Origin of the sequence: Aeromonas sp. YN13HZO-058 (genome assembly GCF_001921245.1) — a bacterium.
Taxonomy (GTDB): domain Bacteria; phylum Pseudomonadota; class Gammaproteobacteria; order Enterobacterales; family Aeromonadaceae; genus Aeromonas; species Aeromonas allosaccharophila.
The window spans coordinates 1-12291 of sequence record NZ_MQSY01000064.1; the positions used below are offsets into that span (position 1 = coordinate 1).

The following is a 12291-nucleotide window of genomic DNA, read 5'->3' on the forward strand; positions in this document are numbered from 1 at the left end:
GGTAACACCGCCACCGACACCCAGGTCATGGTGATTGATACCAGCATTGACCAGGATGGCGACGGCGTGACTGTCACGATCACCGGCATCACCCAAGACACCGGCGCCTCGAGTAGTGATTTCATCACCAACGACAACACCCTGGTGTTCCGGGGCACGGTCGACCTGGGTGACAACAGCACCCTGGCGGTGACCATCAACAACGTGGTGTACACCACGGCCAACGGCCTGGTGATTGACACTGATGGCAACTGGAGCGTGGATCTGACCGGCACCGAGCTGGCGGATGGCACCTACCCGGTGGTGGCCACCGTGACCGACGTGGCGGGCAACAGCAAAACCGTCAGTCAGGACGTGGTGGTGGATAGCGCAGAGGCTAATGCCCCGAAAGTCACCATCATGGATGACGTCAACAACGATCAGCTGCTGAGTAAAAGCGAGATTGGCAATGATCAGGTGCAGGTGAAGGCCGAGGTCAACCATACCGAGTTGACTGCGGGCGGCAAAGTGACCCTGACCATCACCAATGGTGATGCAACCAGCACGGTCGAGCTGAAGCTGGTGAACGGGGTGCTGCAACTGGCCAATGGCCAGTCGGCGACCGGTTTTGCTTACAACAACAGCACTATCAGCTGGACCGAGACTGCCCCGGCCAACGGCAAGTCGTTGACGGTGATGGCGACCCAGACCGACAAGGCGGGCAATGTCTCCCTGCCGGGCAGTGATACGGCTACGGTGCTTAACGAAGCGCCCAATACGGAGGATAAACAGGCTACAGGCCAAGAGGATGCCGCAAGCATTGTTATTCCGTCGCTCTCTGGCAGCGATATTGACGGCACAGTGGTGAGCTTTACCATCCAGAGTTTGCCGACCCACGGCACCCTGTTCCTGGGGAGTGTGGCCGTGGTGGCGAATCAGAGCATTGCGTTGGCGGATGCGGGCAAGTTGACCTTCAAACCGGAACCCAACTGGAGCGGTGACACTAGCTTCAAATATGTTGCTATGGACAATGATGGTCTGGCAGACCCGACGCCTGCGACTGTAGCAATCAAGGTTGAGTCTGTTAATGACGCCCCGACGCTGAACATCTCCAACGATGCTGTTGTCTCCGAAGAAGGTCTCCTCGGTGGGCTGAAAGATGAACTGGGTAAAGATGGCCAGAAAGATGCTACTGATGAGGTCGTTGCCAAGGGACTGATTACCGTCGGTGATATTGACAGCAACAACTTGACTGTTTCACTGGGATGGCCAACCGATAATGGTGTTAAACCAGTTTATTCTGGTGGTGTTAAGGTCGAGTGGAGTTGGGATGCTGGCAGCAAAACGTTGATTGGTTATGCCGGTAGCAAGGACAACGTTGTTCTTGAGGTCAAGCTGACAGCGCCAGTTGGTAGTAGCAAAGGTGACTGGGGTTATGAAGTGACCCTGAAGCAGCCGTTGGATCACGCTGATACAACCCAGGAAGACACCATCGATCTCAAGATAGATGTCTCTGTTCATGATGGAGACGAGACGGTTACCAAGTCTTTGGCGATTACTGTCGAAGATGACGCTCCGATTGCCGGGAATACTGAAGTGGTCTCCGTTGCCAAGACATACATACCGAATGTACTGACCGGCCTGTTTGATTTGACGCAATACTCGGTGCCCTCCGACCGGACGAAGCTGGATCTGGGCAAGTTTGAAATCACCGCTAAAGGGTTCAAATCTGCGACTGATTCAAACTTGATCGAGGCAAAGATTAATGCATCAGAAAAGGGACTCGGTGTTGCCAGTAGTGATAGTCCCTACCTCGAGCTTGCCAATGAAGTGGATTTCCGTCTCTTTGAGAATGGCAAGTCCGCGTCTGAAGAGCTGGTCGTCAAGCTTGATCCGGGGACCGTGGCCTATGGCGCCAATATCAAGTTCAGCCAGATGTTTGGCAAAGAGTTGGAAAGTGGAGTGGTAGAGTTTTACCGCGACAACGAATTGGTCTCCACACTACCATTCAGATCGGATGCTGCGGGGGGAGAGTACAACCAAAACTTCCAGGTGCAGCAGGGCGGTTTTGACACCATGGTGATCAAGGCGACCGACAACGGCAACGCTTTCAACATCAAGGACAACAGCGACTTTACCGTCAAGTCTATCGAGTTTCTGGGGGCTGATACGCCGCAGGCAATTGCCTATGGTTCGGGTACTGTTGCACCGCAATGGGGGGCTGATGGCAAGGGACATATAGAGCTTTTGGGATCCAATGAAGTGGGTTTGATGACAGCTACTGGTAAAGAGATCTCAATTTCCAGCAAAGCAGGCCTACCCAATACCCTGTATGGCGAAGCCAGTGACGGCACTTTGGTGTTCAGGCTAGAGTTCACCCCGGCCACCGGCAAGTGGGAGTTCTTCCAGTACCAGAACATGTCCAAGCCCCAGGGCGATGGCGACATCGACTTCCGGATCCAGGTGACGGATGGCGATGGGGATGTGAGTATCGGGTCGTTTGCCACCAAGCCGCTCTTTACGCCCATCGTTCAGGGGATCTCTGTCGACAGCGTGACTGAAGGCGGTAGCCTGGAACATACGGTGACCCTGTCCGACGCGACCCAGGAGGCGACGCAATATGACTTCGCCATCAGGGGCAACGGCATCAACCCCGCATCCAACCTGGATTGGGGCACAGCCCAGTTCAGCAACGGGGTGACCTACAGCAGTGCCACCGGCAAGATCACGGTGCCAGCCGGGGTATCCGGTTTCACCGTGACCATTCCGACGGTGAACGATCGTCTGGTCGAGGCAAACGAGACCCTGTCGGTGACCATAGGTGGCCAGAGCGGCACCGGTACCATCCTTGACAACGATCGGGCGCCGACCGCTGCAGGGGGCCACAGTGCCGGGCAGGAAGACAAGCCCCAGGTGCTGACATGGTCCCAGTTTGGTGCCAGCGATGACCAGGCTACGAGCGATCTCAGTGTGAAGATCGGCACTCTACCTCTCAGTGGCAAGCTCGAGTACCTCAATGCCGCAGGCCAGTGGGTTGCTGTGTCGAGTGGTGCCCTCATCTCTTATGCCGAGGTGAGTGCTGGTCATCTGCGCTTTGTGCCCGGTCTGAATGAATCGAGCACCAATGCAGCCAACGGCAACGGCGCTCTGGTCGGCAACCGGCAGGGCGACTATGCCAGCATCGGTTACCAGATAAGCGATGGCGCCAACCTCAGCAATGGCAGCAAGCTGGTGATCGATGTGGCGGCGGTGGCCGACAAGCCGACCGTGGATGTGGTGCTGAGTGGTAATGGTACCCCCCTCTACCAGGGGTTCCCGAGCTCTGGCATCAGCACCGACAGTTTCCAGTCAGGCACTATCGACCGGACCGCACTGGTAGTCGGTGCTCCGCAGCGAGATGCCAGCAGCAGTAATGATCAGCTGAATGGATCCAATACCAAGAATGACTACCTGTTGAGCAGCAAGGGCGGCAGCGACATGCTCTACGGCAAGGGTGGAGATGACCTGTTGGTTGGCGGCAACGCAGAGCAGGGTGATTCCCTCTATGGCGGGACTGGCAATGACATCCTGGTGGCCGGTCTGGGTAATGATGGCCTCTATGGTGACACGGGCGATGATATTGCCGTGCTGCGCGGCAACCGGGCCGATTACGTGGTTCAGAAAGGGAGCGGCCACTCAGTCCATGATGCCTGGTTTAATTTCATTGTTAATGAAAGGGGCGTCGGGGTCATCAAGGCACTCCACGATATCGAACACGTACAGTTCGATGACGGCATTTACGCAATCAATCAGACCACGGGGGAGCTGACCCTGGTACAGCCGCCCCAGGTGGATTACCCGATCGATATCAAGGTTTCCCTCACGGACAGCGATGGCAGTGAAGTACTCGACAGCTTGTTGCTGAGCGGCTTGCCGGCAGGGAGCAAGCTCTATCAGGGGAATGATCTGCTCGGTACGGTCGGGGCGGAGGGCACACTCCGCCTGCCTGCGAGCAGTGGCCTGTGGAGCAGCAGTGCCCTGGATGTCTCCCTCAGTGGCCTCACTCTGCGGGTGCCGGGTGCCCAGGCAGGTCAGGTGGATCTTAAGGTGGAGGCGACCACTCGTGAGCTGCATGCAAATCAGACCAACACGGCCAGTGATAATGACAGCATCCGGCTGAGTTATTTCCAGAGCACGGAAGGGGAACAGGGAAGCCAGACTCGCAACTATGGTAGCGAGCACAATATCGTGGTGGGGGATCTGGATGGCAGCGTGGTGCTGCCGGGCCAGAATTACAACATTGCCTTCATCGTTGATAGTTCCGGTAGTATCGGTGACGAGGCAATGGAGACGATCCGTACACAGCTGGAGCAGGTCTTTACCAGCCTCAAGACCAGCGCGGGCTCTGACAATGCAGGGACCGTCAATCTCTTCCTCGCGGATTTCGATACTACTATTCGCGGCAGTGTCAGTGTCAATCTGGCCGATAGCGGGGCATTGAAGACCTTGCTTGATGCCCTCAAGGGGATGTCCGCCGATGGTGGCACCAACTATGAGGCGGCGTTTAGCAAGGCGGCGGACTGGTTTGCCAGCAGCACGGCGACAAGCAATATGGATGCGAAAAACCTGGCCTATTTCATCACCGATGGCGAGCCGACCTATTACGTTCTCGCCACGACAACAAAGTTGAGTGAAATCAAGGTTTTGGATGGGTTCTATGAAAGCGATACCTATCTCAGTACTACCTCTTTGAACCTCAGCAGCTATGTGATCGGCAATACCGTGACTTATAACGGGCTTAAAGTGGTCAATGAAAAGGGAGAAGTGATCAAGTGGGCTCAAAACATCATTGGCAGTTGGTCTCCAATGAAGACGTTGGGCGTCATCGTCAAGGGCAGTAACGGCCAGAACCAGATCCAGCTGCTGGGTGGGGATGGGCTAAACAGCACCGAGGACGTTCAGGCCGACGCCTTGTTGGGTTACCAACTGTTGACAGCAAAAGGGGTGACCGTCGAGGCGATCGGATTGGGTAACAACATTTCCTATAACGATCTCAAGTCCTACGACTCTGACGGCGTCATCATGACCGGCGTCAATGCTAGCGACTTGGCCAACACCATCTTAGGTAGCTCCGTCAACAACCTGCCGGGGGCCGACCGCTTCGATGGCGGAGCTGGTGACGACATCTTGTTTGGCGACGCGGTACGCTTCACCGGCATCAGCGGTGAAGGCTACGCGGCCATCAAGCAGTATGTGGCTGGCAAGCTGAGTGCGGGATCGGTGACAGATGCCCAGGTGCATTCCTACATCACGGATCACGCCAGCGAATTCGATCAGTCCTCTAGCAACGACAAGGCTGACGTGCTAATCGGCGGTGATGGCAATGACATCCTGTTCGGCCAGGGGGGCGATGACTTCCTGTTCGGCGGGGCTGGCAACGACATCCTGTTCGGTGGCAGCGGCAACGACACCCTCTATGGCGAGAGCGGCAACGATACCCTATACGGTGGCAGCGGCAACGACACCCTGTTTGGCGGTATCGGCGACGATACCCTGAGCGGTGGTCTGGGCAATGACACCCTGGTCGGCGGGCTTGGCAATGACATCCTCAAGGGGGATAGCGGTGCCGATACCTTCATCTGGCTGAAGGGGGATACCGAAGTCGGCAAGGTGGCCAAGGATTACATCGTCGACTTCAGCAAGTCGGAAGGGGACAAGCTGGATCTCAGCGATCTGCTCGACAGCGATGTCAGCAAGAGCGAGAGCTCCCTGAAGAGCCTGCTCTCGGTGTTCCAGGACAGTGAGGGGGTGCATCTGCAGGTCAAGGAGATCGGTACTGCACCGGTAACCCAGGAGATAGTGCTGATGAACCACACCTTCGACACCCTGACGGGGGGGTCGGGGACCACGGCCAACCAGGTGATCGATTACATGTTAAATCCGAGCAATCACATGCTGGATATCGACAAGTAATCCAGCCAGATGGACACAAAGCGGCAGAGCAATCTGCCGCTTTTTTTATCTTTGCTGGGAAGCGAAATCAGTTGCCTAGGGTGGCGAACAGGCTCTGCTCCAGGGAGCCGCGGGAGACACAGACCGGCTTGATGGACGGGGCCGGTACGCGCTCACCTGAGGATTCAACGAAGAACAGCTCTGTGTTGCCCTTGACGTTGACGGTGGCCACGCTGCTGTTGCCGCTCTGGGTGATGATCAGGTTGATCTGCAGGTTCGGGTTGCCCAGTGCAACTTTGGAACCCATGGTGCCGCAGTCCAGCCACTCCAGCCCGTCGGCTGACTGGTTGACGTTGGCAGTCATCAGGCCGGAGCCACGCTGGCTGTTCTCGATGGTGAGACCGTGATCGGTGAACCACTTCTCGGCGCGAGCCCACACCAGATCCACCGGGATCGCCATCTCCTGAGTGTTGTTGGTTGCCTTGGCAATCGGCGGGTTGTAGCGATACTCCTCACCACCGTTATTGTCACCCGCACAACCAATCAGCAGCAGCGCCAATGCGCTCCCCATCATCTTTTTCATCTTGTCTCTCTCGTCCATATCATCAGGCCATTGGCCAACCGGCGCCTATTATCGCCGGAGCGACAACCTCTGTCAGCAAGCATCCTGAATCGGGTGTAATGGGGGGAATATCGGGGTGCTTTACAAAATGGGTTTGCTATCATAGATTTGCTCGAAATTCCTCCATAAGCGCCCCTGTGACCAACATGCTCACCCCGGATCTGCTGCAGCAGATCATCGACCAATTGCCAATGAGTATCTTCTGTCGGGATAAGCATGGGCGCTATCTGTTCGTCAATCGCGAGTTTGCCAGCGAGGCCCATCTGGGCTCGCCTGCCGAGGTGGTGGGCAAGAGTGATGCGCAAATGCCCTGGGGCGATGTCTTTCGCGGTGAGGATGATCAGCTGCTGGCAGGAGGTGTGCCGTTGCTGCATCAGCAACTGCATTGCAACCGGGGCGGCGATACCTGCTGGATGGAGGTGCACAAGATCCCGCTTTACACGGCGCAAGGTGAAGCATGTGCGGTGTTCGGGGTGGTCAACGAGATTGCCCAGCGCAAGAGCCTGGAACAGACCGTCAAAAAGCAGCAGTTGTTGCAGCGTTTTCTGCTCGATGCCATTCCTGACCTGATCCGCTTTGATGATCACAACGGCGTATTACTGGAGTGCAATCAGGCATTCCTCGACTTTATCGGTCAGGAGTCGGAGGAGGTGCTGGGCCAGCAGTTGCCGTTCCGGTTGGCGGCGCCACAGGGGATGGGGCACGGCGAGTGTTGTCTGCTGGATGCCAGCGGGCAGGGGCGACACATGGAGATCACCCGGGTCGATGTGCCCGATGGTGACGGCCACTCCCTCGGGATCCTGACGCTGGGGCGCGACATCACCGGTCTGCGCACCACTCAGGCGCAGTTGCAGCAGGAGCAGCACTACGACAGTCTGACCGGGCTGCTCAAACTATCCCGTTTCTTGCAGACCAGCCGTCATCTGGGGGGCCGCAGCGCCACGCTGGTGCTGGTCGATCTGCACCATTTTCGCGAAATCAACGATCGCTTCGGGATCCGGATTGCCGACCGCCTGCTCAGCCAGGTGGCCAAGCGGTTGCAGCAGTTGGTGCCGCCGCGCGCCCTGCTCTGTCGGGTCGCGGCCGATGACTTCAGCCTGCTGCTGCCCGACTTCAACGAGCCGCTGCAGGAGTGGAGCCAGCATCTGCAGCAGCAGTTGATGGAGCACTATCAGGTGGAAGATCATCGCATCCAGATCCCGGTGTTTCTGGGGCTGGCTCAGGGGCGGGCAAGCGATGCCGAGCGGTTGCTCAGCCATGCCGAGGCTGCGCTGGCGCAGGGCAAGCGGCAGCAGCAGTACTGCACCCTGTTTGATCCCGAGTTGCATGCCCGCCTCAAGCGGCGTCAGCTGATCGCCGCCCAGTTGCCGCTCGCCATCAAGTCCGCCCAGTTGGTTGCCGTCTATCAGCCGATCATCTGCACCCGCACTCACCGCCTGCACGGCGCCGAGCTGCTCTGTCGCTGGCCTCATCCCGAGCTGGGGATGATCTCCCCCGACGAGTTCATTCCGTTGGCGGAAGAGATGGGGATCATCGGCCAACTTGGCCAGCTGATGCTGGAGCAGGGGTGTGCCCAGTTGGCGCAGTGGCAAACTGTGCAGCCGGATATGGTGCTCTCCATCAACCTCTCGCCGTTGCAGTTCCGTGATCCGGCACTCTGTGAGCGGGTCTCTGCCTGCATCGTCCGCCATGGGCTCAAAGCCAGTCAGCTGGAGCTGGAGATCACAGAAGGGGTGCTGATGGAGAACGCCGACGAGATTGAGACCAACCTCGACAACCTGATCGCCGCCGGTTTTCAGCTGGCCATCGATGACTTCGGTACCGGTTACTGCTCGCTGGCCTATCTGCCGCGTTTGCAGGTAGCGACCCTCAAGCTGGATCGCAGCTTCACCCAGGGGCTCGCCAGCAATACCGCAACCACCGCCATCGTGCGTTCGGTCATCGGGTTGGGCCATGAGCTGGGGATCCGGATCACCGCCGAAGGGGTGGAGACACCCGAACAGCAGTTGTGGTTGACCGAGGCGGGGTGTGATCGGCTACAGGGCTATCTGTTCAGCCGGCCTCTGCCGCCGGCGGAGTTCGCTGCCAGCTATCTGGCGTGAGATATCGCCAGAAACAACAAGGCCACCGAAAGGTGGCCTTGTTGTTTTACGATGGAGGCAGGATCAATCCTGGAAGTAGGTGCCCCAGCCATCGTAATCCACCCCGTATTTTTCCAGGATGGGCAGCATCTTGGCGATATCGGCGACGATCGCTTCAACATTCAGTTTGCACTCGATGGTGGCATCGAAGCAGAAGATGGTGGCGCCGTCATCCAGCTCCATCTCTTCGGCATCGGTCACTTCAAAACCAGCCTTGAACAGGTCAACCGCTGCTTTTTCCAGACGGTCGAAATCCTGGCAGGCGAAGTGGTGCTCGATGTCGTAATCCACATCGGGATTGCTGCCATCGGCCAGCAGTTCGTTGACGATCTCGGTGGTCTCATCACGCCACTCTTGCATATTCAGACTCATGTTGCCTCCAGGCGGTATCATTGCGGCAAAGCATACTCGCAGAGTGGATTTGGCTCAATGCGGCGGACCCACAGAGTGTCGAATTTCCATCATATTGGCACTGCCTGTAGGGGGTGCGGTAGCCAGCAGGTGCGGTAAACGGGACCGGAACGGCGAATAAATGGTCGCCGCGTTCAGTTGTTGAGCGAACGCGCTTTTTATCGTGCCATCATGGTTGACACTCTGCGCTGGAAAGGGTTTAATGCGCGCCGTTGCCCAGATAGCTCAGTCGGTAGAGCAGGGGATTGAAAATCCCCGTGTCGGCGGTTCGATTCCGTCTCTGGGCACCATAATTCCTCCTTAGTTCAGTCGGTAGAACGGCGGACTGTTAATCCGTATGTCACTGGTTCAAGTCCAGTAGGAGGAGCCAAATTCGAAAAGCCCGCTCAATCGAGCGGGCTTTTTCATTTCTAGTTGCTGTTGCATGCTGCCAAAAAGAGCGTCGCGCCACAGGTTGCACTGAACAGCAGCATTCCGGTCTGCAGCATGCTGCCAGGGCATGGCTTCTTCTCTCTTTTTCTGGCCCTGATCCACTTCGGTTTCATCACGTTCCCTTATCCATTTTGTCGGCCTGAATGGCTGCACGCCTGTGCAGGCGAGCCATCTTTGTTGAATGGCGCCATGGCGTCAATCTCCCCCGCAAAACAATTAATTCAGCACTGTTGAACCGTGCGTTATCTGGTGATGTTTCGACCTTTAAGCCATTGTTAACATTTTGGAAAACCGGAGTGACCCCGGGGCAGGGCGGGGATATGATGGGGTCAATGATGTTCCCATCCTGACGGAGAGATCCCAGATGAACAGTCCCTTGAGCTATGTACTGGACGGCATTCAGTGCGAGCCGCACTTTTTTACCGTTCCCCTCGATCATGATGAGCCGGATGGCGACTGCATTACCCTGTTTGCCCGTACCATCTGCCGCAAAGACAAGCTCGATGATAAGTTGCCCTGGCTGCTGTTTCTGCAAGGGGGGCCTGGATTCGGGGCGCCGCGCCCGACGGCCAACAGTGGTTGGCTCAAGCGGGCGTTGCAGGAGTTCAGAGTGCTGCTGCTGGATCAGCGTGGCACCGGGATGTCGAGCCCCATCCACGGGCATAGTCTGGCTAACATGACGCCGGCCGAGCAGGCGGAGTATCTCGGCCATTTTCGCGCTGACAGCATAGTGCAAGATGCCGAGTTCATCCGGCAGGAGCTCTGCCCCAAGCATCGCTGGAGCCTGCTTGGTCAGAGCTTTGGCGGCTTTTGTTGTCTGACCTATCTCTCGCTCTTTCCCGACAGTCTGCGGGAGGTCTATATCACCGGCGGCATCGCGCCGATTGGCCGCAGTGCCGAGGAGGTTTACCGCGCTACCTATCAGCGGGTGGCCGACAAGAACCGCGGCTTCTTCGCCCGCTTCCCCCATGCGCAGGGGATTGCCAACCGGTTGGCCAACCATCTGCACCAGCACGATGTGCGGCTGCCCAACGGCCAGCGCCTGACGGTGGAGCAGTTCCAGCAGCAAGGGCTGGATCTCGGCGCTACGGGTGCTTTCGAGGAGCTCTATTACCTGCTGGAAGAGGCCTTTATCGGCGACAAGCTGAGCCCGGCCTTTCTCTATCAGGTGCAGAGCATGCAGCCATTCAATACCAACCCGCTGTTCGCCATCCTGCACGAGGCTATCTACGCCGAAGGGGAGGCGACTCGCTGGGCGGCGGCTCGGGTCAGAGGGGAGTTCCCGGCGGTGAACTGGGTGCCTGGCAAGGATTTCGCCTTCACCGGCGAGATGGTTTACCCCTGGATGTTCGAGCAGTACCGCGAGTTGCTGCCCCTGAAAGAGGCGGCCCATCTGCTGGCCAACAAGGCGGACTGGGGGGCGCTCTATGACCCGGCCCAGCTGGCGCGAAACCAGGTGCCGGTAGCCTGCGCCGTCTATGCCGAGGATATGTATGTGGAGTTTGACTACAGCCGCGAGACCCTGCGTGGCCTTGGCAGCAGCCGTGCCTGGATCACCAATGAATATGAGCACAACGGCTTGCGTGCCGATGGCGAGGCGATTCTTGATCGCCTGATCGCCCTGAATCGCGACCGTTAATTGCCGTTATCAGCGACCTGCGCGGGAGCTTGGACTCCCGTGATGGTTGTGATGGATGGTTGTTATGAAAGCGTGACACCCAGCACCTTGGCCCGCGTCAGACTGACGATGAGTGGCTGACAGGCTGATTAATTCACCCCCTTCCACAGTCTCTGCCGATCCCTCACCATATACTTGCCAAACGACTCTGTATTGAGTGGCGGTCAAACCGATTGACCAGCCCGTGCTCGTTACCATTAGAAAGTCGCTCTGATGCTCTGTATCCCGCATACCAGATATGCCATCCCTGCATGTACCGTGATCGCGGGGAGGGGATGGTCGTGCTTTTCAATCAAGATAAGGATGTATGATGAGAAAGTCTCTGTTGGCCTGCTCCTTGCTGCTGTGCCCTGCCGTGTTTGCTGCCACCCCTCATTGGGAATATAGCGGCGAGGCGGGGCCTGCTCACTGGGCCAAGCTGACCCCGGAGTTTGGTCAGTGTGCGGGCAGCAATCAGTCGCCGGTCGATCTGAACGGGTTGGTTGAGGCCAAGCTGGCACCATTGGCGCTCCACTATCAGGCGGGTGGCAAGACCGTGGTCAACAACGGTCACACCGTGCAGGTCGGTTATGCCCCGGGCAGCACCTTGCAACTCGATGGCACCACGTTTGAGCTCAAGCAATTCCACTTCCACGCCCCGAGTGAAAACCTCATCGAGGGCAAATCCTATCCGCTGGAAGGGCATCTGGTGCACGTCAGTGACAAGGGCGAGATCGCCGTGGTGGCAGTGATGTTCGAAGCTGGCAAGGCCAATCAAGCACTGGCGGCAGCCTGGAGCGCATTACCTGCCAAGGTGGGCGAGATCCAGGCCCTCAAGGCACCGCTCGCTGCAGAGCAACTGCTGCCCGAGAGCCGTGACTACTATCGTTTCAGCGGCTCTCTCACCACGCCGCCCTGTTCGGAAGGGGTGCGCTGGCTGGTGATGAAGCGGCCGGTCGAGGTCAGTCAGGCCCAGATCGACGCCTTCAAGGCGGTGATGCACCACCCCAACAACCGGCCGGTGCAACCGCTCAATGGACGCGTGGTGCTGCAATAACACAGCGTTGCAATAGCGCTGCAGATAGCAAAAACAACAAGAGGGCCGCGAGGCCCTCTTT

Annotated in this window: 6 protein-coding genes and 2 tRNA genes; 6 read left to right on the top strand and 2 right to left on the bottom strand. The window is 57.7% G+C overall.

Annotated features, from left to right (window positions below; genetic code table 11):
• Positions 1 to 66: 66 nt before the first annotated feature.
• Positions 67 to 5931 (top strand): Ig-like domain-containing protein, encoded by a 5865-nt coding sequence (locus BSP75_RS17265; protein WP_253186650.1) that lies wholly within the window; start codon positions 67 to 69, stop codon positions 5929 to 5931.
• A gap of 67 nt (positions 5932 to 5998) precedes the next feature.
• Here BSP75_RS17265 and BSP75_RS17270 read toward each other — a convergent pair whose 3' ends face one another.
• Positions 5999 to 6493 (bottom strand): hypothetical protein, encoded by a 495-nt coding sequence (locus BSP75_RS17270; RefSeq protein ID WP_075114018.1) that lies wholly within the window; start codon positions 6491 to 6493, stop codon positions 5999 to 6001.
• A 185-nt stretch (positions 6494 to 6678) separates the two neighbouring features.
• Between BSP75_RS17270 and BSP75_RS17275 the strand changes: the two genes are divergently transcribed.
• Positions 6679 to 8634: an EAL domain-containing protein gene (locus tag BSP75_RS17275; protein ID WP_075114085.1), complete on the top strand. Its 1956-nt coding sequence runs from the start codon at positions 6679 to 6681 to the stop codon at positions 8632 to 8634.
• Between the two features lie 63 nt (positions 8635 to 8697).
• On the opposite strand, the gene rraB is transcribed toward BSP75_RS17275, so the two are convergent.
• The gene (gene rraB / locus BSP75_RS17280; RefSeq protein ID WP_033136151.1) at positions 8698 to 9033 is read right to left on the bottom strand and encodes a ribonuclease E inhibitor RraB; all 336 of its coding nucleotides are present in this window, start codon (positions 9031 to 9033) and stop codon (positions 8698 to 8700) included.
• 265 nt (positions 9034 to 9298) lie between these two features.
• Here rraB and BSP75_RS17285 point away from each other — a divergent pair.
• The 4 genes from BSP75_RS17285 to BSP75_RS17300 all read left to right on the top strand — a co-directional run bounded on the left by BSP75_RS17285 (position 9299) and on the right by BSP75_RS17300 (position 12230).
• A tRNA-Phe gene (locus tag BSP75_RS17285) sits at positions 9299 to 9374 on the top strand.
• A 4-nt stretch (positions 9375 to 9378) separates the two neighbouring features.
• A tRNA-Asn gene (locus BSP75_RS17290) sits at positions 9379 to 9454 on the top strand.
• A 426-nt stretch (positions 9455 to 9880) separates the two neighbouring features.
• On the top strand, positions 9881 to 11155 hold the full coding sequence (locus tag BSP75_RS17295) for an alpha/beta fold hydrolase (RefSeq protein WP_075114019.1): 1275 nt from the start codon (positions 9881 to 9883) through the stop codon (positions 11153 to 11155).
• A 349-nt stretch (positions 11156 to 11504) separates the two neighbouring features.
• Entirely contained in the window at positions 11505 to 12230 is a 726-nt protein-coding gene (locus tag BSP75_RS17300; protein ID WP_075114020.1) for a carbonic anhydrase family protein, read from the top strand.
• Positions 12231 to 12291: the final 61 nt, after the last annotated feature.

Bases quoted from the DNA above. Each gene is read 5' to 3' on its own strand.
- BSP75_RS17270 (WP_075114018.1), bottom strand. From the start codon at position 6,493: ATGAAAAAGATGATGGGGAGCGCATTGGCGCTGCTGCTGATTGGTTGT.
- BSP75_RS17275 (WP_075114085.1), top strand. From the start codon at position 6,679: ATGCTCACCCCGGATCTGCTGCAGCAGATCATCGACCAATTGCCAATG.
- rraB (WP_033136151.1), bottom strand. From the start codon at position 9,033: ATGCAAGAGTGGCGTGATGAGACCACCGAGATCGTCAACGAACTGCTG.
- BSP75_RS17295 (WP_075114019.1), top strand. From the start codon at position 9,881: ATGAACAGTCCCTTGAGCTATGTACTGGACGGCATTCAGTGCGAGCCG.
- BSP75_RS17300 (WP_075114020.1), top strand. From the start codon at position 11,505: ATGAGAAAGTCTCTGTTGGCCTGCTCCTTGCTGCTGTGCCCTGCCGTG.